Source organism: Enterococcus sp. AZ020, from assembly GCF_050499205.1.
GTDB classification, from domain to species: domain Bacteria; phylum Bacillota; class Bacilli; order Lactobacillales; family Enterococcaceae; genus Enterococcus_L; species Enterococcus_L dunnyi.
Genome location: NZ_JBIPAT010000001.1, coordinates 1,535,305 through 1,559,465 on the forward strand (window position 1 = coordinate 1,535,305; position 24,161 = coordinate 1,559,465).

The following is a 24,161-nucleotide window of genomic DNA, read 5'->3' on the forward strand; positions in this document are numbered from 1 at the left end:
TTCTCACCCTTTATGGAAACTTAGGAAATTGATCGAAATCAGGATCACGTTTTTCTTTGAAGGAATCGCGTCCTTCTTTTGCTTCATCCATTGTATAGTAAAGTAACGTCGCGTCTCCAGCTAATTGCTGAATACCTGCAAGACCATCTGTATCTGCATTCAAAGAGGCTTTGATCATACGCAGCGCCAACGGACTTTTCTTCAACATTTCATGCGCCCAATCCATCGTGACATCTTCTACTTGGTCCAACGGAGCAATTGTATTGATCCAGCCCATATCTAATGCTTCTTCAGCAGAATATTGTTTACATAAGAACCAAACTTCTTTCGCCTTTTTATGACCGATCACACGTGCCAAATAACCAGAACCATAACCGCCGTCAAAACTACCGACATTCGGGCCTGTTTGACCAAATTTTGCATTGTCTGCAGCAATCGTCAAATCACAAACTAGCTGTAGGACATTACCACCACCGATAGAATATCCTTTGACCATCGCAATAACGGGTTTAGGGATCACACGAATCAAACGCTGTAAATCTAACACATTCAAACGCGGCACACTGTCTTCACCGACATAACCGCCATGTCCACGAACTTTTTGATCTCCACCAGAGCAAAAAGCTTTATCTCCAGCTCCTGTCAAAATAATCACACCAATATCTTGTCTATCTCGACTGATATTGAATGCATCGATCATTTCCATCACTGTTTTTGGAGTAAATGCATTGTGTACATGAGGACGATTGATCGTGATCTTCGCCACTTTACCTTCTTGTTCAAATAAAATTTCATCATATTCCTTGATTGGTGTCCAGTTTCTCATGGGGAAACCTCCTTATAATTTTAAAAGCGGAACAGGCTCTTCCAGCTCTGACTGAAAAATAGGAAAACATGACTGAGACGATTTTTGTCTCATTCAGGTTTTATCTTTTTTCCGAAGAGCTAGCCTGTGCAGCTAAGTAAGTTTTCAATGCTTCTATTATACACAAATATATAAATTTTAGAATGCTAGACGGTTCAACATAAGATAGATCAGCTCTATATAAATGTATTAGAAAAGAATGAAAACCATTTATTGGTTTCCATTCTTTTTTGACTTCTAAATTCATATTTATGATCTATCTTGTTGCAACCACCTGAGCACCAAACGGCATCAATGCTAGCTTTGCTAACTTGAATGATTGCATCCCAAATGGGATCCCAATAATCGTCACACATAAAATGATCCCACTAATACAATGTCCGACAGCTAGCCAAAAACCACTGAAAATCAACCATAAGATATTTACTAAAAACGATACACTACTTGTGCTGTAGACAACATCTTTCCCAAATGGCCAAAAGCTCAAGCCTGCTAATTTGAAGCATTGTAAGCCTATCGGTATCCCCACGATTGTGATACACCAAAGAATTCCAGCTAAAAGCCAGGTCACTCCACCAATGAATCCACCAAAAATAAACCAGATAATATTTCCTAAACATCCCATATCCTATTCCTCTTCTCTTATTATTCGTTATAAACTACACAATCAGATTATACTAAAAAATACACATAATTTCTTAACTTTATTTAGTCAATCTTGGATACAACAACTCATATGAACTTCCTTGTTCTTGTCGTTCATCCAAAACTCCGTTATCATTGATAGTAATAGCTTCAAGAAAATAGAAATAGGAGTGATTATTTGTACCGAGCGGTTGTTGTTTATCAGAGTACGCCTATGTTTGGGAGAAATAAACTTCCTGATGGAAATATTTTAGGAATGTTTAAGCAGAATAAATTGGTCAAAGAATTAAATAGAGAATTACAAAAAAGTGCTGCGCCATGGACAGTTGTCCTTGATGACTCCATCGCAGATATCCACCAAATTTCTCAAAATGCAGAGGCTATTCTCTGTGTCCCTGGCTTACAAAAACAATTTGATAGTGGAGATTATCCTAAAGAACGGATCTTTTATTTTGACTCTCTGGACTATTACAATGTAATAGTAACGTCAGCAATTGCTTTTCTCGAAACAATCCATTCGTAATTGATTACTAGTTTTTTAGAAAGGGCGGAGATACATGAATTTATTGGAGCATCTGCAAATACATACGAAAGAATTAACAAAAGAAAAAGTTACCTTAACGATGAATGTCGCATCTTTCCATAAACAGCCCTATGGAATTGTCCATGGGGGCATCAATGCTGTATTGATCGAAACAGCTTGTAGTCTGGGGGCGAATGAACAATTCTCTAATGAAAATGCTTATGCTGTCGGTGTTGATCTTCAAGTCAATCATTTAAAAAGTGTACTAGACGGAACATTGACTGTCGTTGCTAAACCAAATCATATTGGTGGTTCATTGCAAGTTTGGGAAGGAAAAATTTTTAATGAGTCGAAAGAGTTGATTAGTGTAGGACGTTGTACGCTAATAAAACGGATATCTAAACAGTAAAAAGACGCTGAAATAAGCGTCTTTTTTATATGATCTCTCCAGTAATGATCTTTAATTTCATAAACAAGGAAGAAAGAACTGCTAATTCTCCTTGGTCTACATCAGAATATCTTTGCTCTATAACCTGTTCTCTTTCTTTTTTTACTAAAGAACGCATCATGCTGAGCTCTTCGATCGTTAAATTGGATAAATAAGCATGATTTGGTTCAGAATAAGCTTTCGCTTCGATCTCAAAAGATGTCGGATTTCTTTTTAAACTCGTTCTTACTTGAAATCCGTTGGTAAAGGTGATCAACTCTACATAAAAATATTCAGAAAAGGTGATTGGTCTGCGCTCCAGCACAGTTGTCTTATCGCCGAATATTTCAAGTATATTTTCGATGAAGTTGGATAATGCAGTGCCTATATTTAATTGCTTTGAAAAAGTTTTAGTTAATAGTAATTTTTCTTGAATCATCTCTTCACCTCACACTTATTCTTATTTTTTATTATAAACACACTTTTAACTAAAACAAAAGAAATATAATTTAGTTTTTTTAGAAATAATAAGTAATAATAAAAAAACACAACGATCCTCTCTTTTAGAGAAAATAGTTGTGTTTTTTTATTGTTTAATTCATTCAGTTTCTTATTCTTCTGTAGACGTATCTGTTTCTGTTGTTTCAGTTTCAACTACTGTTGTTTCAGCATTTTCGACTTCTTCAACGATTTCATCCGGCTCAGGTTCAACCACTGCCATCGTTACAACTTTTGCATCTTCTTCCATTCTCATCAAGCGAACACCAAGGGTTGCTCTACCAGTTTGAGAGACAGAATCGACATTGAATCGAATGATAACACCTTTATTAGTGATCACTAGAATATCTTCATCTCCGCGAACAGTTGTAAGTCCAGCTAATGGTCCATTTTTGGCTGTGATATTAGCTGTCTTGATTCCTTTACCGCCACGGCCTTTTACAGGGTACTCAGAGGCTTTTGTCCGCTTACCGTAACCATTTTCCGTCAACACAAGAACTTCCGTGTCAGCATCCAATAAAGAGGCTCCTACAACGTAATCATCTTCTCTCAGACGAATACCGCGAACACCTGATGCTGTACGGCCCATATCCCGGACAGCTGTTTCAGCAAAAGTAACAGAATAACCATTATGCGTACCGATGATCATATTTTGTTCTCCGTTAGTTAAGACAACATTGACTAACTCATCATCTTCTTTCAAACCGATCGCGATCAGACCATTACTTCTGATATTTGAAAAGGCTGTTACAGCTGTACGCTTAACAGTTCCTTTACGTGTAGTAAAGAACAGATAATGTCCGTCTTCCGCTTTGCCTTCAACTGCGATGATCGCTTGGATCTTCTCACTAGAGTCAATACCAAGCATATTGATCACAGGGATACCTTTGGCTGTTCTACCGTATTCAGGAATTTCATAGCCTTTCGCACGGTAAACTTTCCCATTATTCGTGAAGAATAATAACGTATCGTGTGTTGAACATGACACTAGATTTTTCACAAAATCATCATCATGGACACCCATGCCCTGAACACCACGACCTCCACGGCGTTGTGCTCTGAATTCACTGTTTGCTACACGCTTGATATAGCCGTTATTGGTTAATGTGATCACGACCTCTTCTTCTTCGATCAAGTCTTCATCTTCTAAACTCAAGACTTCACCAACTAAAAGTTCAGTACGACGAGCATCTCCATATTTATCACGGATATCGCCTAATTCAGTTTTGATGATTTCGATAACACGTTCTGGACGAGCTAAAATATCATTCATATCAGCGATAAATTTCAGTAACTCTTGATATTCATTTTCGACTTTATCACGCTGCAAGCCAGTTAAACTACGTAAACGCATGTCTAAAATTGCTTGAGCCTGACGATCAGAAAATTCAAAGCGCTCGATCAATGATGCTTTTGCTTCATCATCTGCTCTAGAATTTCGGATGATCGAAATGATTTCATCGATATGATCTAAGGCAATACGTAAACCTTCTAAGATATGTGCACGTGCTTCTGCTTTTTTCTTATCAAATTCAGTACGGCGAGTAATTACTTCTTGTTGATGCTCTACATAATTCTCAAGAATTTGTTTTAAGCTTAGGATTTTTGGCACACCTTTTTCAATTGCCAACATATTAAAACCAAATGATGTTTGTAATGACGTCATCTTGTAAAGATTGTTTAAAATAACAGAGGCACTGACATCACGACGGACATCAATAACGATCCGCATTCCTTCACGAGAGGATTCATCACGTAAGTCTGTGATTCCTTCGATCCGTTTTTCACGATGCAGCTCTGAAATTCGTTCGATCAATTTGGCTTTGTTGACCATATAAGGCAACTCTGATACCAAAATACGTTCTTTCCCATTAGGCATCTCTGTAATATCTACTTTTGCACGAACTGTGATCGATCCCCGACCAGTCTCATACGCACGACGAATGCCCGATTTGCCCATAACTAAACCGCCAGTTGGAAAATCCGGTCCAGGCAATACTTCCATCAGTTCATTGGTTGTAATCTCTGGATTGTCCATCAACAAATTAGTCGCTTCAATGACTTCAGCTAAGTTGTGCGGTGGAATATTTGTCGCCATCCCAACAGCGATCCCAGTCGTTCCGTTGACCAAAAGGTTAGGGAAACGGGCTGGCAATACATCCGGCTCTTGTTCAGAATCATCATAGTTCCCATGGAAATCAACAGTATCTTTATTGATATCACGCAGCATCTCCAACGCGATTTTACTCATTCTAGCTTCGGTATAACGCATCGCCGCGGCACCATCACCATCGACAGAACCAAAGTTTCCGTGCCCATCGACCAGCATACTGCGGTAACTAAACGGCTGAGCCATACGAACCATCGCTTCATAAATCGATGAGTCACCATGCGGGTGATACTTACCCATTACATCCCCAACAACACGGGCAGATTTCTTATGTGGCTTATCAGGTGTTACACCTAACTCATTCATTCCATACAAAATACGGCGGTGGACAGGTTTCAACCCGTCACGTACATCCGGCAATGCCCGAGCTACGATAACACTCATCGCATAATCAATGAAGGATTCTTTCATTTCACTGGTCAGATTGACGTCTTGAATGTTTTCTTTCACTTCTTCACTCATGAACTTATCTCCTTCTTATCACTAAATATCTAAGTTTTTCACGTAATGAGCGTTTTCTTCAATAAACGCACGGCGCGGTTCTACACGATCTCCCATCAACATTTCAAAAATCCGATCTGCTTCGATCGCATCATCGACACTGACACGTGACATTAATCGTCTTTCAGGATCCATCGTTGTTTCCCATAACTGATGATCATCCATTTCTCCAAGACCTTTATAACGCTGAACACTTGGTTTTGGACTTGCTGGTAATGATTCTAAGACTCTTGCAAGCTCTTCTTCTGCATGTTTACCAGGTTGAACGTAGGTAATGTTTTTTCCTTGTTTTACCCCATATAATGGCGGTTGAGCAATATAAACGTAACCTGCTTCAACCACAGGACGCATGAAACGGTAGAATAATGTCAACAATAAGGTACGAATATGTGCACCATCGACATCGGCATCTGTCATGATCACTAATTTATGGTAACGAGCTTTTGATACATCAAAATCAGCACCAAATCCTGTCCCCATCGCTGTAAATAATGAACGAATTTCTTCATTAGCTAAAATTTTATCCATGCTGGCTTTTTCAACATTCAGGATTTTCCCACGAATCGGTAAGATCGCTTGAAATTCACGGCTACGTCCTTGTTTAGCAGAACCGCCGGCTGAATCTCCTTCGACGATAAAAATTTCGCATTTTTCAGGATCTTTACTTGAACAGTCTGCTAATTTACCAGGCAGATTGCTGATTTCAAGCGCACCTTTACGACGAGTGACTTCACGAGCTCTTTTAGCTGCCAAACGTGCTTTGGAAGCTAATAAGCCTTTTTCGACGATTTGTTTACCAACTGTAGGGTTTTCCATCAAGAACTTTGTGAAATACTCTGAGAATAAACGGTCAGTAACTGTACGTACTTCCGAATTTCCCAGTTTTGTTTTTGTTTGCCCTTCAAACTGAGGTTCCGGATGCTTGATCGAAATAACAGCAGTCAATCCTTCACGAACATCTTCCCCTGTTAGGTTTTCATCATTTTCTTTCATGATTTTCTGTTTACGGGCGTAATCATTGATCACACGGGTCAAGGACGTTTTAAAACCAGACTCATGCGTTCCGCCTTCATACGTATGGATGTTGTTTGCAAAGCTCAAGATATTTGAATGATAACCATCTGTATACTGCATAGAAACTTCTACAGTAATATCTTGTTGTTCTCCTTCAATAAAGATCGGTTCAGGAAATAGAACATCTTTGTTGGCATTCAAATGTTCAACATAACTCTTGATCCCGCCTTCATAGTGATACTCTTTCAAAACAGGTGTTTCTTCACGTTTATCTTCGATCGAGATTTTTAAACCACGATTCAAGAAAGCCAATTCTCTCACACGTGTAGCTAATTTATCAAAATTAAATGTTGTTGTTTCAGTAAAAATTTCAGGATCTGGTACAAAATGGACAGTAGTTCCATGACGATCTGTTTCTTCGATCACTTTCAGGTCATCGACAACTGCTCCGCGATGAAACTCTTGATAATGAACTTTTCCATCTTTATACACTTTTACATCCAAAGTTGTTGAAAGTGCATTAACAACGGAGGAACCAACCCCATGCAGTCCGCCGGATACTTTATATCCGCCGCCGCCGAATTTACCTCCGGCATGAAGTACAGTAAAGACTGTCTCAACGGCAGGACGTCCTGTTTTTGCTTGGATATCAACTGGAATTCCCCGACCATCATCGACCACTGTGATACTGTTATCAGGTTCAATGATCACTTGAATACTTGTCGCAAAACCTGCTAAGGCCTCATCGATCGAATTATCCACGATCTCCCAAACTAAGTGATGTAACCCTTCTGAGCTAGTTGATCCGATGTACATCCCTGGACGCTTACGAACCGCTTCTAGACCTTCTAATACCTGAATCTGACTGGCATCATATTCCTGGGCGCGTTCTTTCATGTTTTTTTCTTCTTCTGTCATATAGATGCTTCCCTCTCTATCTCTCCCTGATGAACATAAAATATATCCGGCTCAACAGTTAATTTATTGTTTAAATGGTCCAAACATGTAGTGGTTAAAAATGTCTGAACCTTTCCTTCAATCGTTTCTAGTAGGTGTAATTGCCGTTCATTGTCTAATTCACTCATGACGTCATCCAATAACAGAACAGGATATTCTCCTGTTTCTGAATACATTAAATCAATTTCTGCAAGCTTCACACTTAACGCAGTCGTTCTTTGCTGTCCTTGTGATCCATAAGTCTGAACATTTTGACCATTCACATTAAAAATCAGATCATCCCGATGAGGACCTAGAAAAGTATTAGCTTTGAACAATTCACGTTTACGATTTTCGTTCACGCTTTGCAGTAATTGTTTTTGCAGTTCTTCTAGTGAAAAATTTTCTTTATCTATTGGAATACTTGAAAAATACTCGATCGACAGCTCTTCTTTTTCATGGCTGATTTTTTTGTGCAGCAAATTCGCCCAGTGTTCCAGTTTTTTGATGAACTCCAAACGGGCAAATAAGACTTTGCCGCCAAATTCCGCCAGCTGTTCTGTCAGAATATCTAAATAAACAAGGTCTGATTGTTTTTTCTCAGCTAATTGCTTCAAATATTGATTCCGCTGCTTCAAAACAGATTGATACTGGACCAGATCATATAAATAAATCGGATTGACCTGTCCCAATTCCATATCGATGAATTTACGTCGCAGCTGAGGTGAGCCTTTCACAAGAGACAAATCCTCCGGCGCAAATAAGATCACATTCAGCTGACCTATGTATGAACTTAGACGTTTTTGCTCAATATGATTGACTTTCGTCTTACGTCCTTTCGTCGAAATAATGATCTCAAGCGGAATCGTTCCAGTCTTTTTCTCGATGACACCGCTGATTTTTGCCGAATCGGAATCCCAGTGGATCAGCTCTTTTTCGTTGCTGGTTCTGTGGCTGCGAGTCATCGCCAGCACATAAATACTTTCCAGCAAGTTGGTTTTGCCTTGTGCATTTTCTCCTAGGAAAATATTCAAGGTTTTAGGGAAATCCAGCGTCAGCCCATCATAATTACGGTAGTGCTGCACTGCGATTTCATTCAGTCTCATCCGCTGCCTCGCCTTTTTTCACCATAAAAAAAGTACCTTCTTCAGGTATCTCGATCATCATACCAGCATATAATTTTCTGCCGCGGCGATTCTCTAATTCCCCATCTACGAATACACTATTCTCAGCTAGGTACCATTTTGCTTGGCCACCGCTGCTTATCACGTCGACTTCTTTTAAGACTTGCCCCAGTGTCATGTAATCAGTTTCTAAAACGAGTGTCTTTTTCAACATGCATCCCTCTTTTTTATTTTCACTTTCACTCTAATATTATACTCTTTTTTTAGTGATAAAACAAATTTATCCGTCTAATTTTCATTCTAAGCAATTTTGAATATAATCGATAAAAAATATTCCAAGGAATAAAAAACTCTTAAAATGCATTTTAAGAAGGTATTTAAAGTTGAAAGGGCTGAAAGTTTTACAACCGATTTTACATTTTTATGAAAAGAATGAGCGAAAATCAATCGAATCAAAAAATCCACGCAATGAATAAGATGACAATTTCATTTCGTGGGTTTTATGGTCCTTATTTATGAACTATAGACTGTCGATTATTGGCTGCAATGGATATATAAACAATGAGGCATCTATGAATTTTTCTGGATGACTTACACCAAATCAGACTTTTAAAGACTATAAAAAAGCTGCTACATGCATTAAAAACATGTAGCAGCTTTTTATATTTATATCTAATTCTTAATTCGTACGAACAGGTGTAATCAACTGAATAAAATCTAAATCAGTTTCTGTTGGTTCCAATGTAAATGGACGAATCGCTGAGATAAATTTCACAGTAATGCTCATATCTCCAAATGCACGTAGTGCATCTTTCATATAATCTGGATTGAATGAAATTTCTAAAGGATCTCCTGACACTTTTTCATAGCTCAATGGCTCTTCTACTTTACCGATTTCTGGAGAATTTCCGTAAAGAACAACAGAATCTGAAGCAATGGCTAAACGAACGATATTGTTACGGCCTTCATGTGAAAGTAAAGAGGCACGATCGATCGCTGACAATAATTCCGGTACATAAAAATCGATTTCTGTATTGAAGCTTGTTGGGATCAAACGATTGGTATCAGGATAATTTCCTTCCAATAAACGAGAATAGAAATACATATTTTGTGTTTTGAACAGCACTTGATTTTCCATGATGCTGATTTCTACCATTTCTTCTTCATTTGTAAATGAACGAGAAAGTTCAGTTAAGCTTTTTCCTGGAATAACAATATTGAAATCTTCTGCCGCTTGTTCGATCGGAATCACACGTTGACTTAAACGGTGAGAATCTGTCGCAACAGCTAATAATTTTTGATTTTCTAAAATAAAATGAACGCCTGTCAAAATTGGACGGCTTTCATGTAGTGATACCGCAAAACCTGTTTCATTGATGATTTTTGTCAACAGGTGGACAGGTAATTGAATTTGATTTTTTGCATCGATGACTGGAAGGTGTGGATAATTTTCAGCATCCAAACCATTGACAGTAAAGTCAGCTTTACCAGAAGTGATCGCTACTTGGTTGTTTTCTAATACTTCAAGTGTAAACATATCCTCAGGTAATTTACGGATGATCTCACCAAAGAAACGAGCTTGCAGCACAATGCTTCCTGTAGACTCTATCGTCATTTGAGCTTTTTCGTCGTCTTGGCTTAAAAAGCTTTCAATAGAAATATCTGCATTACTACCAGTCAATGATAGACCTTCATCTGTTAATACGATTTTTACCCCAGTTAAAATAGGGATCGTTGTTTTAGAAGAAATGGCTCTTTGAACGGTTTGTAGTTCTTGTAAAAATGTATTTCTCTTTACAGTTACTTTCATAATGATTAAACTCCTTTTTCTTTGATTTTAAAATAGAAAAACTCTGTCGCGGAATCTTTGTATTTATATATAAATAAATAATAAAAGTAGTAGGTCTTGTTAATTCTGTGGAAAACTAGATAAACAGAATAGAATCAGAGTTTTCCACCTGTGTATAACTTGTGGAAAACTTTTTCTGTTTTCTTATTTTTATCCACAACCTATGAATTGAGCAGGTTTTTGATTTCAGCGACTTCTTTTTGAATGGTGGGGTCTTTTTCCAATAATTGTTGGATTTTTTCATGCGCATGGATCACAGTCGTATGGTCTTTTCCACCGAACTCAGCACCGATTTTAGGTAAAGAGTTGTCCGTCATTTCTCTAGAGAGGTACATCGAGATTTGTCTAGGGACAACGATCGATTTCACACGTTTTTTCCCTTTTAAGTCCTTCAGCTGAATATGGTAATATTTTGCAACTTCTTCCTGAATTTGGAGAATGGACAAATGATTTTGACTACCGACCGATTTTAGTGACTTCAGTGCATCAGCAGCTAAGCTTGTAGAAATATCTTCTCCATTGATCGTAGCATAAGCCTGTACACGCACCAAAGCTCCTTCAAGTTCACGAATATTGGAATCGATTTGACCAGCAATGTAGCTTAGCGTGTCATCTGGGATCTCTAAGCGTTCTGCATCTGCTTTTTTTCTGAGGATCGCAATTCGGGTTTCCAAATCAGGTGGCGTGATATCGACAGATAAGCCCCAGGCAAAGCGGGAAACTAAACGTTCCGGCAGTTTAGGAATATCATTTGGTGGTCGGTCACTTGTTAGAACGATTTGTTTATTCTCATTATAGAGATCATTGAAAGTATGGAAAAATTCTTCCAGAGTCGCTTCCTTCTCTGCTAAAAATTGAATATCATCGACAAGCAACAAATCAACATTCCGGTATTCTTTTCTAAATTGCTCTGAATTTTTCGTTTGGATCGAGTTGATAAACTCATTCGTAAATGTTTCACTGCTGACATACTTTACTTTAGCATCTGGTCGGTTTTGCAGCATTTGATGACCGATCGCATGCATCAAGTGAGTTTTACCTAAACCAACACCGCCATAGAAAAACAGTGGATTGTAGATGGAACCGGGATCTTCTGCAACAACTAAAGCAGCTGCGTGAGCCATTTGATTGCCCTTTCCGATAACAAATGTGTCAAAGGAATATTTAGGGTTCAACAAGGCTTTTTTGCTATGCTCAGAAATCTTTTCAGGAGCTGGAGCTTCCTTTTTTTCTTCTTGGATCATTATGGCTTCTTTTTCATCGGTCACAACAAAATGAGGCATTACTTCAGCGCCAGTTAATTTAAAACCAGTTTCAACGATTTTTGCAGCTAAGTTTTTTTCCCAATAGTCTCTATGAACGGCAGAAGGAACTTCCAACCATAATTGATTGTTTTCCAGCTTTAATGGTTGAGCTGTTTTGATCCAAGCATCAAAGCTTGGGGCAGATAAAACAGATTGGTAAGTATTCTCAAGATCTTTCCAGAAACTTTCCATATCGGGCATATAGCGACCTCCTTAAATTAAAAATGTTCAGCCGTGACTGAAAATAGACTAGTCAGCCTACTCTATCCTTTTTCAAAGATGAGCTGATCAAGTGAAATAAGTTGATATCTTATTTTCTATATAAAAGAGCAGCACAAATACAAATAGATAAGCAAATAGAATTTTATCATTTTTTTCGAACTTTTTCCACAGGCAAATTGTGAATTGTGGAAAATAAATCAACAGATGTCTAAAAAATTATCCACAGATAGAAAATAGACTGTGGATTTCTACTTGTTATTTTATTTATCCACAATACATTCTGTAAAACAAACGTGGAAATATCAGCGTTTTAGAGAAGTTATGCACAGACGGAAAATTAAATGTGCATAACTTTTAAACATCCTGTTTTTTTGTGTAAAAGTGGCGTATAAACGAAAAATAAATCAAGCGTTAGAAAAAAACTATCCACAGTCTATTCGGAAGAATCAGCATTTTGTGGATAACTTATTGTCGTTCATAAGAAAAATATTCCTGAAAATTTATTGACAAATCTACCCAATACTAGGTATACTATCAAAGTATGTCTATGTATTGATGGATAGTTACAATTTCAGGAGGTGGAACAAGATGAAAAGAACATATCAACCAAACAAACGTAAACGTCAAAAAGTTCACGGTTTCCGTAAACGTATGAGCACAAAAAATGGTCGCAATGTATTAGCGAGCAGACGTCGTAAAGGTAGAAAAGTTATTTCAGCATAATATATGTTGATTTTGAATAACAAACCAAACGAACTTTAAGAACCCTTTATTATCTTCACAAAGTATATGTGAAAATAATAAAGGGTTCTTTTGTTGTGAATCACTGCGACTGGCTTCGCCAGAGCAGATGATGAACAATACTTGGCGACCAAAGGGAGCGAAGTGTCCTTACTAGTAAATCACCAAACGCTTAACACTAAAACAAGCAATAAACGATATCAGCTAAATAAAAAAACTTCACAATCAATTTCTAAGAGCTAAAACTCTAAGAATTGAAGGACTGCACTAGTGAAACGTTAAACGCTTAAATAAGCAAAGGACATCAGCCAAACAACAAAATAGTACTTCCATATAGTTTCGATCGCATCAATTTCTAAGAGCTAAAGCACCAAGAATCGAAGGACTGAGAATGGCTTTGCCGGAGTCAGTGATAAACAGTATTTAGCAATTTAAGGAAGCGAAGTATCCTAAATAGCTTTTTATCATTTTTTCCCCTGAATTTAGCTTCCTACTCTTTGAAAGGTCATAATTAATGAAAGAAACCAAAAAATGACATTTAAAAATAATGTTGTCGATTATAATCATCAGATATAGACATCAAAAAGCAAGACAAACATAAATCAACAAAATACTGTTTATTTTCCCCCGATATTTACAAGAAATCAAGTGAAAAAAAAGCGAATAAATGATAATATATTGAATTAGAGTCATGACATTCAAAATCTCTGGATATTTTCCTTTAAATTTGAAAAAAAATGACGGAACTATGCTATTATTGTATGTGAGTAAAAAAGAAAGAAACAAAGGGATGCAGATGAAAAAATCCTATAGAGTAAAAAAAGAAAAAGAATTTCAAGCCGTCTTTCAGCACAAACAATCCTGTGCCAATCGAAGGTTTGTTGTCTATGTTTTGGAAAAACCAGAACAAAAACATTTTCGTGTGGGAATTTCTGTCGGAAAAAAAATCGGCAACGCAGTTGTTCGAAATGCAGTCAAGCGTAAAATCCGCACGTCGATCTACCAATTAAAAGAGTCGATCGAGCCAACTTGTGATTTTATCATCATTGCCCGACCAGGAGTGGATGCATTGACTTCTGAAGAAATCCATCGCAACATCACGCATGTATTGAAACTTGCAAAAATTTTGAAATAAGAGAGGAACAGTTTTGTGAAGAAGTATAAACGTTTATTATTGATGGCAGGTCTAATTTCCCTGATTTTTGTCTTATCTGCCTGCGGCACAGCGCCAATTAATGCTGATAGTACCGGGATTTGGGACCGCTATATTGTCTATTATTTTGCTGAAGCAATCAAGTTTTTATCCATTTCAGCAAATACAGGTATCGGGATCATCCTATTTACCTTAGTGATTCGGATCATCCTATTACCATTGATGCATTTCCAAACAAAAAGCATGCGTAAGACGCAAGAATTACAACCGAAACTAAAAGCGCTGCAAAAACAATATTCTTCAAAAGATCCGGAAACACAACGTCTATTCCGTGAAGAACAACAAAAATTATATGCAGAAAATAATGTCAATCCATACGCTGGCTGTTTACCTCTATTGATTCAAATGCCGATCATGATGGCGCTATATCAATCGATTTCTCGAGTACCAGAGTTGAAGCAAGGAAGCTTCATGTGGTTGAATTTGGGTAAACCTGACCCGTATTTGATTTTACCGATTCTAGCTGCAGTCTTCACATTTGCCAGCACATATTTGACAAGTATGAGTCAAGTTGAATCAAATGCCTCATTAAAAATCATGAGCTTTGCGATGCCAGTAATGATTTTTGTTATGGGGATGAATTTAGCCAGTGGATTATCTCTTTACTGGGTGATCTCTAACGCGTTCCAAGTAGGGCAAACATTATTGATCAATAATCCATTCAAGATCCGTAGAGAACGTGCGGAGGCTGAGCGACAAGTCAAAGAACGTGAAAGAGCATTGAAAAAAGCAATGAATCCTAAGAAAAAAAATAAGAAGAAATAAAAGGAGGGTTTCCAGGTGCCGGTTTATGAGGGAAACACAATCGAAGAAGCAACAACTAAGGGCTTACACGCACTGAATTTGACAAGAGAAGACGTAGAGATCAACGTGATCTCTGATGCCAAAAAAGGATTTTTAGGCTTTGGTAAAAAGCTTGCCCAAGTTTCGATCGAACCTACTGTCAGTGAACAAATCGCAGAAGCAGTAGAAGAAGTTGTCGAAGAGATCATTGTAACAGATGAAGAGGTAAAAGTGGAAGAAGCAGCTGAAGAGTTGCTAGCGGCTAAAGCTTCTGATTCTTCTGAACCGAAACTTTTGGAAAACCTCGAAGATGAGGAAGCAATTACTGAATTGGCCTTGTACTTAACGAATATTTCAAAAGAATTGAATGCTCCAGCATTAGTTCGTTTAGAACGTAATGAAGGGATCTTGGTCTTCCATTTGGATACAGAAAAACAAGGAATCTTGATCGGTAAGCATGGGCGTGTTCTTAATGCATTACAGTATTTAGCACAAGTTTTTGTTCATCGTGTTGCTGCAAATAAATTATCCGTTGTTGTGAATGTTGGCGATTATCGTGAAAAACGCCAAGCGATTTTACAACGACTAGCAGAAAGAACTGCTGAAAAAGTCAAACAAACAGGCCGACCAGTCTTTTTAGAGCCAATGCCTGCGTTTGAACGAAAACAAATTCATTTCACACTAAGCAAAGATGATCAGATCCAAACCCATTCAGAAGGCGATGAACCTTATCGTTACTTAGTTGTGGAACCTGCAAAAAAACACTTTTAAGAAGAGCAAATGACCCTTTAAAAAAACTTTTTTTAAAGGGTCATTTATTGTTTTAAATGCTATTTTTATCAAAAAAATACATTGACAAATATTATCAAACAAAGTATATTTTAAACGAAATCATTCTTATCAACGTACAAAATACGATGATAAAGTAGTTGAAGCATTCGTGCTTCTTCCAGCCTGATTCTTTTTGGATCAGGTTTTTTTATTTGTGAAAAAATCAACCGATCGTTGTTTGTGTGAATTGGATCACTGTTCCATAGGCAAAAATCTCTACGACCCATTTTCCTTGATATTCAACATATTTTTCTTCAAAATGACAGTTGATAACGGCATCTGCCTGATACTCGAATGCGATTTCCTTTAATTGCCGATAAACGCCGCTGAATACTTCATTTGCGTTTACTTCTGATGAAAATAAATCCGTTTCGATTCGATCTGTCGCAAAAACGATATCCCGAACAATATATTTTTTATTGACGTTTCCAGTAGATAATGTGATACTGCTTAAACGGTTTTCTAACTCTTCTACGGTAAACTCATCTTTTCTTCCTTTTCTCATGATTGGAACCTCCATTCTTCTATATATTTATTTTAATAATAAAGAAGCAGAAATGCAAAATTAAAAGCAACTTTTCATAAAGAAATAATCTTGCGAAAAAAATAAAATTATGCTATCCTATGTCAAGAAATGAATAGGTATTGATGCAGTGAAAGTGCTAGATCCAACCTGAAAAAATAAGGGTGGAGTGGGCGCTTTTTTTGTAGTCTAAAATAGAAATATACATAAAATGATTTATTTTTTAGAAAGGAAGACAATCATGCAACAAATAACACTAGAATTTGATACGATCGCTGCGATTTCAACGCCTCCAGGTGAAGGCGCGATCAGTATTGTTCGTTTAAGTGGTGAAGATGCGATCACGATCGCAGATAAAGTTTATCGCTCAGGAAAGAAACAGCTATTAGATGTACCAACGCATACGATTCATTATGGTCATATCATCGATCCTAAAGATCAACATTTATTGGATGAAGTCATGGTTTCTGTGATGCGGGCGCCAAAAACCTTCACGCGGGAAGATGTAGTTGAGATCAACTGTCATGGCGGTATCGTCGTAGTCAATCAGTTGCTTCAATTATTATTGAGAGAAGGTGCGCGTTTAGCTGAGCCTGGTGAATTTACTAAACGAGCATTTTTAAATGGTCGGATGGACTTATCACAGGCAGAAGCAGTCATGGATTTGATCCGGGCGAAAACAGATAAAGCAATGCATGTTGCTTTGGATCAGCTGGATGGGAATTTATCGTCGTTGATCCGTTCCTTGCGTCAGGAAATTTTAGAAACATTAGCTCAAGTGGAAGTAAACATTGACTATCCGGAATATGATGATGTGGAAGAGTTGACTACAAAATTATTATTAGAAAAAGCTGGTTTTGTCAAAGGTCAGATAGAAGCACTGTTAACGACAGCTAAACAAGGGAAAATCTTACGCGAAGGCCTGAGCACAGCTATTATTGGTCGACCAAATGTTGGTAAATCAAGCTTGCTGAATCACTTATTACGGGAAGAAAAAGCGATCGTAACTGATATCGCTGGAACCACACGTGATGTGATCGAAGAGTATGTAAATGTTCGTGGCGTACCATTGAAGCTGATCGATACGGCTGGTATTCGTGAAACAGAAGATATTGTGGAGCGGATCGGGGTAGAACGCAGTCGTAAAGCATTGGCTGAATCTGATTTGATTTTACTTGTGTTGAATCAAAGTGAAGCATTGACAGAAGAAGACAAACAATTACTCGAAGCAACAGAAGGATTAAAACGAATCATCTTATTAAACAAAATGGATCTACCAGCTGTATTAGACAAAGAAGCTTTAGCGCAGCTAGTGAACGATGAAGAAATCTTGCCAGTGTCTGTCTTATCAAATACAGGGATGGATGCTTTAGAGCTGAAAATCGCAGATTTATTTTTTGGCGGACAAACAGCAGAAAAGGACGCTACGTACGTTTCCAATACCCGCCATATCGCGTTGCTTGATCAAGCAGCAATTGCATTGGACGAAGTGATCCGCGGGATTGAAGCGGGGATGCCGGTCGACCTTGTGCAAATGGACATGACCCGCTGCTGGGACTTTTTAGGTGAAATCGTCGGTGACAGTGTTCAAGATGAACTGATCACCCAATTATTCAGTCAATTTTGTTTAGGAAAATAGAGAGGAAGAGTCGATGAATCAATTTAAAGCAGAATCTTATGATGTAATCGTTGTTGGCGCAGGACATGCCGGTTCAGAAGCCGCTTTAGCATCTGCACGGATGGGGAGTAAAACTTTACTTCTAACGATCAATTTAGATATGGTGGCATTCATGCCGTGTAATCCATCAGTCGGCGGACCAGCCAAAGGGGTGGTAGTTAGAGAAATCGATGCTCTAGGCGGCGAAATGGGCCGTAATATAGACAAAACATACATCCAAATGCGGATGCTGAACACAGGAAAAGGACCGGCCGTTCGCGCCTTGCGCGCCCAAGCGGACAAACATGCTTACGCGACAGAAATGAAACATACGATCGAAAACACAGAGAACCTAACCTTGCGTCAAGGCATCGTAGAAAAGCTGATCGTAGAAGATGGTATCTGTCAAGGCGTTGTGACAACAACGGGTGCAGAATATCATAGTAAAGCTGTGATCATCACTGCCGGAACTGCGTTGCGCGGTGAAATCATTATCGGCGAACTGAAGTATTCTTCTGGCCCCAATAATTCACTACCGTCAATTGGCTTAGCGGATCATTTAAAAGAATTAGGACTAGAAATGGATCGTTTCAAAACTGGAACACCACCGCGTGTCAAAGCAAGTACGATCGATTATTCTGTGACAGAAGAACAGCCTGGCGATGAAAAGCCGAATCATTTTAGCTTTAGTACTCCTGACAGTGCCTACAACCTAGAGCAACGTTCATGCTGGCTGACGTATACAAATGAAGGAACCCATGAAATCATTCAGGCGAACTTGCATCGGGCACCGATGTTTACAGGGATCGTAGAAGGAGTAGGAGCTCGTTACTGTCCGTCGATCGAAGATAAAATCGTTCGTTTTGCTGATAAATCTCGTCACCAACTATTCTTGGAGCCAGAGGGATTGAATACAGAAGAAGTCTATGTACAAGGTTTGTCTACTTCTTTACCGGAAGATGTTCAAACAGAAATGCTGCATTCGGTTGCTGGTTTAGAAAAAGCAGAGATGATGCGAACGGGTTATGCAATCGAATATGATGTGGTCGTACCCCATCAATTACGTCCAACATTAGAAACAAAAATCATCGAAAATCTCTTTACAGCAGGACAAACCAATGGAACTAGCGGCTATGAAGAAGCCGCTGGGCAAGGCTTGATCGCCGGTATCAATGCTGCTTTAAAAGTGCAAGAAAAAGAACCGTTTGTCATGAAGCGCAGCGATGGTTATATCGGCGTAATGATCGATGATTTGGTAACTAAAGGCACCAATGAACCTTACCGATTATTGACTTCTAGAGCGGAATATCGATTGATTTTACGTCATGATAATGCTGATTTGCGTTTAACAGAACAAGGTCATGCGATCGGGTTAGTGAAAGAAGAGCAGTATACAGCTTATTTAGAAAAGAAAAAAGCAGTGGAAGCAGAAATTGCTCGTCTAAGTTCTGTCAGAGTGAAGCCTACAGCCGACGTACAAGCGTTTTTAGAAGCGAAAGGCTCAGTCCCACTGAAAGATGGTGTTCTAGCGAGCGACTTCTTAAAACGCCCGGAAATGAGCTATTATGAAGTGACGCAATTTATTCCGGCAGCTGAAGAAAAACTAGACGAAAAAGTGATTGAACAAGTTGAGATCCAACTAAAATACGAAGGCTATATCAAAAAAGCATTAGAAAAAGTCGATAAACTAAAACGGATGGAAGCCAAACGTATTCCAGAAAATATCGACTATGAAGCAATCAACGGCTTAGCAACAGAAGCCAAACAAAAACTGCAAAAAATCCAACCAGAAACGATAGCTCAAGCGAGCCGAATCAGCGGGGTAAACCCAGCTGATATTTCGATATTGATGGTGTATATCGAACAAGGGAAGATAGCAAAGGTTAAGCCTTAAATTAATTGACTTAATGAGTAAAAAATTTAAATAAAGATATTATTGACCGAAAAACACAAGCCCAGCGAGGTATTCCTCACTGGGCTTGTGTTCTTATAATTTAATTACATGAGATTTATTTCTCGTGTTTGCCTTTTCTTCTCTTCCAAAATAAAAGTGATCCGGCAGCTCCTGCCATGAAAACACCCATGCTTTGAGCAGCAGTAGAAGTCTCTGTTCCCGTATTTGGTAATTTTCTTTGAGAGCGAGTATTTGGCAAAGTAGTGGCTCCTGTACGAGCAACAGCTCTTGTTGTTGTCACAGTAGTAGTCACTGGATCTTTTGGTTTTTCTGTAGGTTTTACCAATGATAATGGTGCTGTTGGCACGGCACTTGCGATAGGTGCTTCTGCCATTTTTGGATCAGTTGGATCAGTTAAATCAATGACCTTTTCAACTGGTTTCGTTGCTTCATCAACAGTTTCTGGTGCTGTTAAATTTGGCGTAGATGGAGCAGTTACTTCAGGTGCTTTTTCCATCTCTTTAGGTTTTTCTAAAGGATCAACCTCTGTAACATCCTCTAAGTCATCTATTTCAAGTGGAGCATCAGGAGAAGTACTTTCTGTTGCTTCTTCCGTTTCCTTCTCTATATCTGTGATCGTTTCAACACCATCAATATCTTCAACTGATTGTAGTGGTTCTGATGGTGTTTTTGTTGTTAGTTCAATCAATTCAACATCAGTAACTCCAATCAGTTCTTTTGTAGATACTGGTGTCGGTTCTTTCGAAAGATTTTCAGGTTCAGTTACTGGTGTAACGTTCAATGGCTCAGATAATTCAGCTACAGGTTTAATCGGTGCTTCCGGCATATCAGGTACTGGTGGGATATCCGGTGCTGTGATTTCGTAGATTTCCAATGGAGTTAGACTAGTTGTAACTGTTTCCATAGTAAATTCTGGAAATGCTATAACAATATCTGGATTTTGACCTATAATAACGCCACTGTATTGTCCACTTTGTCTAAAATTAGTCTTTATCCAATCATAAATAGATATTGAATGTCCAGGGATCTGAGGTAGTGGCGTGTTTTGTAAACTTTTTATATTTTCTGCAGCAATAGTGGTAGTTAGAGCAATCATACTATCGATCGAGCTAGGGATAGGATCACCCCAAAAATAAATTTGTACTGAGCTATTTGTTTGTTTATTGAAGGTCTCGACAGCTTGTTTTAAGTTGGATTGTGCCTCAGTCCATGAAGCTGACACTCCTTTTAGATAATTTCCATAAGTAGCAAAGTTTTCTACTTGTTTGTTTACAGCTGTTATATAGGCTTCAACGAAAGTATTCCATTCATCTGCAGTGGTCATTTTTTGTAAATTTTCAGATGTATATTCTGGTGAAATCGGCGTGAAATCTTGCGTATTTAGCGAATTAAAAATAGGCTGCCACGTATTTGTATAATCGTCATTTTTATCGCCATCATTTCCAATGCTCCATCCAGCTGTATAAGCATCAAATGCAGTTTGATAATCGGAATAAGCTAGATAATATTGCTGATAAATTTTAGCCATCGCAACATTTTTCTCCATAACCTTTTTTGCTTCATCAATAAAATCTGTTAATTCTGTTTTAAATGCAACAGGATTATAAACAACATCCAATTTAATATCTGGCGCTATTGAACTAAGGTTATACGCATCATTTTTCGCTTGATAGTCTTCAATGATCGGCCAAGAATCCGCTAAGGCTGCTTCAAGTGCTGCTCCTGCCGCATCATATCTAGCTTGCCACGTTGCTAGAGCATCTGGTATACCAGTTAGATTATCCTGCGTGATTTGATCTGTTGGGAATGTATCAAGAACGTTATTCATTTCAGTGATCGCATCATTGATCGTTGTTTGAGCAGTGACTGCATTTTTATAGGCTTCTAATGCATCCTCATATGGTTTGGCTGCTGTTTTGAAGTCTTCTTTGGCAAGATCATATTTCTCTTTTAGTTGGTTATAGGCATTCAGAGTTTCTGTATATTGCCCTTGAAGAGAGTCTAAATTGCCTGCTGCAGTCTTGTATGTTTCATCTGCTTTTTTCCATGCGGCATTTGCAGCTATATATTTAGTATCCAAGACACCATATTCTGTTTTCAACGTTTCAAAAGTAGCTGCTATAGCCTCAAATTCGTCTACGGTCGCTTGATGTTCTGTTTCATGTGCCGCTTGCTTTTGCTTCAGCGTTTCAAATAATGCTGATGCTTTAGTAAAGTTTGCTGAAGTATTATCATATTGTTCTTTAACACCAACGTAATACGCCGCTAGAGCATCATATTCATTTTTACGTTCTTGATAAGTCTGTACTACTTTACTGATTGCGGCTTGTGTAGCAACGTAACTTTCTTTTGCTAATGTATATTGTCCATCTACAGTATCAAATTGATTTTTTACCTCTAAATAGACAGCTCTTGTATCGTCAAATTGTGTTTCTAAAGCAGTAAATTGGTCTTGAGTAGTCGCTAATGTCTTACCTAAATCAGTAAAGGTTGTTTCAACTTGTGAAAGCTCATCCTTTAATGTTGTCAATTGAATTTTTAAGTCTTGTTGTATCAATAGTAAACGATCATACTCAGCACGAGCTTTTTCAAATTTTTGATTTGTCTCGTCATAAGAGGTTAACGCTGTATTGTATTCTTTTTCGATTTTGGTATAAGCATCCAAACCACTTGTAAAGTCAGCTAAAACATCATCATAAGAAGCTTTGGCTTTTGCATATAAGTCATTGACTGCTTGAACGTCTGAAAGAGCTTTTTGATAATCTGCTTCTGTTTCAGTATAAACTTGCATGACTTGTGTGTAGCTTGTGCTGATCGTGTTATAGTCTGATTCCAGCTTTTGATAATCCGTTTTTGCTTGATCACGTTGTACAACAAGTGCGTCGTATTGTTTTTTGATCGTGTCATAAGAAGTAGCAATCGTCTGATAATCAGCAGCTACTTTGTCATACGCAGTTTGGGTCTCATTAAATTGAGTAGTTAGTTGATCTGACTGAGCTTTAACCGCTTGATATTTGGCATTTACGTCATTGTAAAGCGCATTATTTTCATTGAATGCTGAAAGAGCAGTGGCATATTCAACAGAGCCTTCTTCATATTGTGCCATAAGTGCTTCAGCAGCTGTCCGTTTTTCTTCATATGAAATTAGACTAGTTGTATAATCTGCGAGTTGTCTGTCATAAGCGGATTTTTGTTGATCATAGGTTGTTTTTTCCGCTTCATAAGTAGCTGTTTTTTGATCATAGATCAGTTTCTCTGCTTCATAAGCGCTTCTTTCAGTTTCATATTGAGTTGCTAAACCAGCTAATTGATCAGATAACGTATTGTAATTTGTCAAAGCAGCTTCATAGGCTTGTTTTGTCGTATTATAGTTCTCTTTGATCGCATCATAAGACACCAGCTTACTTTCATAATTAGCGATAGCTGTGTTAAGTTCTGCTGAACGTGTTTCATACGTTTCTTTTTCCGTTAAATAACTATCTTTTGCTGTATTGTAGTTATTTAATAGTAGATTGTAATCACTGAGAGCTTGATCATAGGTAGCTTTTACACTAGTGTATGCTGTTTTTGCTGTTTCTAGTTCAACTTTCAATGTGTCATAAGAGTTAGCAGCAGTATTGAAAGCAGCAGCATTCAAATTATAAGCATTTTTTACTGTTGTGTATGTGCCCAATGCAGTTTCATAATTACCTTTTTGTGTATTATAATCTGCGAGTTGAGATGTATAAGCTTTTTTGGCTTCATTATATGCTACTTGAATTTCTTCATAAGCGAGTGCAGCTTTTTCATAATTTAGTCGTTTTGCTTCATAGTCTTCACGAACTAATTCATAAGCCGCTCTTTTATCCTCAGCGTCAGCATTTAATTCCTCATAGCTCGCCAAAGCAGCTAGATAGTCATCCTGCATAGTTGTAAATTGTTCTTTTGTTGACTCATAAGCGGCTTTTTCTTCTTCGTAAGCAAGTCTGATACCTTCATATTCGTCGGCTTGCTGTTCAAATTCCGTTTTATTTGCTTCATAATTGGCTCTATTTACTTCATATGCTTTTTTTGTTTCTTCAAATACCAACAACTTATCTTCGTAAGGTTTTTTCAGATTGTCCAGATCTGTTTTTAGGTCAGTCGCTTCAGTATATGCATCATCTGCGGCTTTCTTTGCATTATTATACTCGCTTAGCGCAAGGTCATAATTGTTTTTTACGGTTTGATAATCCGATTTTGCTTGTTCATAGTCCTGCAATGTAGTTATATAATCTCGTTGTAATGCTGACTGTGTCGATTGGCTGACCTGATCAATTGTCGTAGCCAGTGTTTGCACAGGTGTTGATGCACCAATAAGTAATGTACTTGAGTACAATAAAAACTTAAAGGTTCCCTTTCTCCATGAATAATTCATTAAATCTTACCTTCCTTTTACTAT

Annotated in this window: 19 protein-coding genes; 8 read left to right on the forward strand and 11 right to left on the reverse strand. The window is 38.0% G+C overall.

Annotation, left to right across the window (positions count from 1 at the left end; all coding sequences use genetic code 11):
- Window positions 1-10 precede the first annotated feature (10 nt).
- Together menB and IGI58_RS07465 are read right to left on the reverse strand one after the other, a co-directional pair.
- A complete protein-coding gene (gene menB / locus IGI58_RS07460) occupies window positions 11-826 on the reverse strand; it encodes a 1,4-dihydroxy-2-naphthoyl-CoA synthase (RefSeq protein ID WP_087641636.1) in 816 nt (271 codons plus the stop codon).
- Window positions 827-1,121: 295 nt separating this feature from the next.
- On the reverse strand, window positions 1,122-1,490 hold the full coding sequence (locus tag IGI58_RS07465; protein ID WP_225535080.1) for a YccF domain-containing protein: 369 nt from the start codon (window positions 1,488-1,490) through the stop codon (window positions 1,122-1,124).
- A gap of 198 nt (window positions 1,491-1,688) precedes the next feature.
- Between IGI58_RS07465 and IGI58_RS07470 the strand changes: the two genes are divergently transcribed.
- Both IGI58_RS07470 and IGI58_RS07475 read left to right on the forward strand, forming a co-directional pair.
- Window positions 1,689-2,033: a hypothetical protein gene (locus tag IGI58_RS07470; RefSeq protein ID WP_429953936.1), complete on the forward strand. Its 345-nt coding sequence runs from the start codon at window positions 1,689-1,691 to the stop codon at window positions 2,031-2,033.
- Window positions 2,034-2,067: 34 nt separating this feature from the next.
- The gene (locus IGI58_RS07475) at window positions 2,068-2,442 is read left to right on the forward strand and encodes a PaaI family thioesterase (RefSeq protein ID WP_429953935.1); all 375 of its coding nucleotides are present in this window, start codon (window positions 2,068-2,070) and stop codon (window positions 2,440-2,442) included.
- A gap of 25 nt (window positions 2,443-2,467) precedes the next feature.
- On the opposite strand, the gene IGI58_RS07480 is transcribed toward IGI58_RS07475, so the two are convergent.
- The 7 genes from IGI58_RS07480 to dnaA all read right to left on the reverse strand — a co-directional run bounded on the left by IGI58_RS07480 (window position 2,468) and on the right by dnaA (window position 12,057).
- The gene (locus tag IGI58_RS07480; protein WP_087641632.1) at window positions 2,468-2,899 is read right to left on the reverse strand and encodes a hypothetical protein; all 432 of its coding nucleotides are present in this window, start codon (window positions 2,897-2,899) and stop codon (window positions 2,468-2,470) included.
- Between the two features lie 171 nt (window positions 2,900-3,070).
- Window positions 3,071-5,590 carry a DNA gyrase subunit A gene (gene gyrA / locus IGI58_RS07485; RefSeq protein WP_429953934.1) on the reverse strand — a complete coding sequence of 840 codons (2,520 nt, stop codon included), beginning with the start codon at window positions 5,588-5,590 and terminating at the stop codon, window positions 3,071-3,073.
- A gap of 21 nt (window positions 5,591-5,611) precedes the next feature.
- The gene (gyrB, locus tag IGI58_RS07490) at window positions 5,612-7,561 is read right to left on the reverse strand and encodes a DNA topoisomerase (ATP-hydrolyzing) subunit B (protein WP_087641630.1); all 1,950 of its coding nucleotides are present in this window, start codon (window positions 7,559-7,561) and stop codon (window positions 5,612-5,614) included.
- Window positions 7,558-8,685, reverse strand: coding sequence for a DNA replication/repair protein RecF (gene recF, locus IGI58_RS07495; protein ID WP_429953933.1), 1,128 nt, complete (start codon window positions 8,683-8,685; stop codon window positions 7,558-7,560). The genes gyrB and recF overlap by 4 nt, the downstream gene beginning before the upstream one ends.
- Entirely contained in the window at window positions 8,672-8,914 is a 243-nt protein-coding gene (gene yaaA / locus IGI58_RS07500; RefSeq protein ID WP_087642050.1) for a S4 domain-containing protein YaaA, read from the reverse strand. The genes recF and yaaA overlap by 14 nt, the downstream gene beginning before the upstream one ends.
- Window positions 8,915-9,382: 468 nt before the next feature.
- Window positions 9,383-10,513 carry a DNA polymerase III subunit beta gene (gene dnaN / locus IGI58_RS07505; RefSeq protein WP_087641628.1) on the reverse strand — a complete coding sequence of 377 codons (1,131 nt, stop codon included), beginning with the start codon at window positions 10,511-10,513 and terminating at the stop codon, window positions 9,383-9,385.
- Window positions 10,514-10,713: 200 nt separating this feature from the next.
- The gene (gene dnaA, locus IGI58_RS07510; protein WP_087641627.1) at window positions 10,714-12,057 is read right to left on the reverse strand and encodes a chromosomal replication initiator protein DnaA; all 1,344 of its coding nucleotides are present in this window, start codon (window positions 12,055-12,057) and stop codon (window positions 10,714-10,716) included.
- A 609-nt stretch (window positions 12,058-12,666) separates the two neighbouring features.
- On the opposite strand from dnaA, the gene rpmH reads away from it, so the two are divergent.
- The 4 genes from rpmH (at window position 12,667) to jag (ending at window position 15,586) form a co-directional block, all read left to right on the forward strand.
- Window positions 12,667-12,801 (forward strand): 50S ribosomal protein L34, encoded by a 135-nt coding sequence (rpmH, locus tag IGI58_RS07515; protein WP_010762140.1) that lies wholly within the window; start codon window positions 12,667-12,669, stop codon window positions 12,799-12,801.
- An 814-nt stretch (window positions 12,802-13,615) separates the two neighbouring features.
- Window positions 13,616-13,954 (forward strand): ribonuclease P protein component, encoded by a 339-nt coding sequence (gene rnpA, locus IGI58_RS07520; protein WP_087642049.1) that lies wholly within the window; start codon window positions 13,616-13,618, stop codon window positions 13,952-13,954.
- A gap of 15 nt (window positions 13,955-13,969) precedes the next feature.
- The gene (locus tag IGI58_RS07525; RefSeq protein ID WP_087641626.1) at window positions 13,970-14,797 is read left to right on the forward strand and encodes a YidC/Oxa1 family membrane protein insertase; all 828 of its coding nucleotides are present in this window, start codon (window positions 13,970-13,972) and stop codon (window positions 14,795-14,797) included.
- Between the two features lie 15 nt (window positions 14,798-14,812).
- Window positions 14,813-15,586 carry an RNA-binding cell elongation regulator Jag/EloR gene (jag, locus tag IGI58_RS07530; protein ID WP_225535085.1) on the forward strand — a complete coding sequence of 258 codons (774 nt, stop codon included), beginning with the start codon at window positions 14,813-14,815 and terminating at the stop codon, window positions 15,584-15,586.
- A 223-nt stretch (window positions 15,587-15,809) separates the two neighbouring features.
- Here jag and IGI58_RS07535 read toward each other — a convergent pair whose 3' ends face one another.
- On the reverse strand, window positions 15,810-16,151 hold the full coding sequence (locus tag IGI58_RS07535) for a hypothetical protein (protein WP_087641624.1): 342 nt from the start codon (window positions 16,149-16,151) through the stop codon (window positions 15,810-15,812).
- Between the two features lie 259 nt (window positions 16,152-16,410).
- Between IGI58_RS07535 and mnmE the strand changes: the two genes are divergently transcribed.
- Window positions 16,411-17,808 carry a tRNA uridine-5-carboxymethylaminomethyl(34) synthesis GTPase MnmE gene (mnmE, locus tag IGI58_RS07540; RefSeq protein WP_429953932.1) on the forward strand — a complete coding sequence of 466 codons (1,398 nt, stop codon included), beginning with the start codon at window positions 16,411-16,413 and terminating at the stop codon, window positions 17,806-17,808.
- A gap of 13 nt (window positions 17,809-17,821) precedes the next feature.
- Complete coding sequence (mnmG, locus tag IGI58_RS07545; RefSeq protein ID WP_429953931.1) at window positions 17,822-19,720, forward strand: tRNA uridine-5-carboxymethylaminomethyl(34) synthesis enzyme MnmG; 1,899 nt, start codon at window positions 17,822-17,824, stop codon at window positions 19,718-19,720.
- Window positions 19,721-19,835: 115 nt separating this feature from the next.
- Here the strand turns inward: mnmG and IGI58_RS07550 are convergent, their stop codons facing one another.
- Window positions 19,836-24,137: an LPXTG cell wall anchor domain-containing protein gene (locus tag IGI58_RS07550; protein WP_429953930.1), complete on the reverse strand. Its 4,302-nt coding sequence runs from the start codon at window positions 24,135-24,137 to the stop codon at window positions 19,836-19,838.
- Window positions 24,138-24,161: the final 24 nt, after the last annotated feature.

Bases quoted from the DNA above. Each gene is read 5' to 3' on its own strand.
- rnpA (WP_087642049.1), top strand. From the start codon at position 13,616: ATGAAAAAATCCTATAGAGTAAAAAAAGAAAAAGAATTTCAAGCCGTC.
- dnaN (WP_087641628.1), bottom strand. From the start codon at position 10,513: ATGAAAGTAACTGTAAAGAGAAATACATTTTTACAAGAACTACAAACC.
- rpmH (WP_010762140.1), top strand. From the start codon at position 12,667: ATGAAAAGAACATATCAACCAAACAAACGTAAACGTCAAAAAGTTCAC.
- IGI58_RS07550 (WP_429953930.1), bottom strand. From the start codon at position 24,137: ATGAATTATTCATGGAGAAAGGGAACCTTTAAGTTTTTATTGTACTCA.
- menB (WP_087641636.1), bottom strand. From the start codon at position 826: ATGAGAAACTGGACACCAATCAAGGAATATGATGAAATTTTATTTGAA.
- gyrB (WP_087641630.1), bottom strand. From the start codon at position 7,561: ATGACAGAAGAAGAAAAAAACATGAAAGAACGCGCCCAGGAATATGAT.
- IGI58_RS07465 (WP_225535080.1), bottom strand. From the start codon at position 1,490: ATGGGATGTTTAGGAAATATTATCTGGTTTATTTTTGGTGGATTCATT.
- IGI58_RS07480 (WP_087641632.1), bottom strand. From the start codon at position 2,899: ATGATTCAAGAAAAATTACTATTAACTAAAACTTTTTCAAAGCAATTA.
- mnmG (WP_429953931.1), top strand. From the start codon at position 17,822: ATGAATCAATTTAAAGCAGAATCTTATGATGTAATCGTTGTTGGCGCA.
- IGI58_RS07475 (WP_429953935.1), top strand. From the start codon at position 2,068: ATGAATTTATTGGAGCATCTGCAAATACATACGAAAGAATTAACAAAA.
- recF (WP_429953933.1), bottom strand. From the start codon at position 8,685: ATGAGACTGAATGAAATCGCAGTGCAGCACTACCGTAATTATGATGGG.
- dnaA (WP_087641627.1), bottom strand. From the start codon at position 12,057: ATGCCCGATATGGAAAGTTTCTGGAAAGATCTTGAGAATACTTACCAA.
- IGI58_RS07535 (WP_087641624.1), bottom strand. From the start codon at position 16,151: ATGAGAAAAGGAAGAAAAGATGAGTTTACCGTAGAAGAGTTAGAAAAC.
- gyrA (WP_429953934.1), bottom strand. From the start codon at position 5,590: ATGAGTGAAGAAGTGAAAGAAAACATTCAAGACGTCAATCTGACCAGT.
- mnmE (WP_429953932.1), top strand. From the start codon at position 16,411: ATGCAACAAATAACACTAGAATTTGATACGATCGCTGCGATTTCAACG.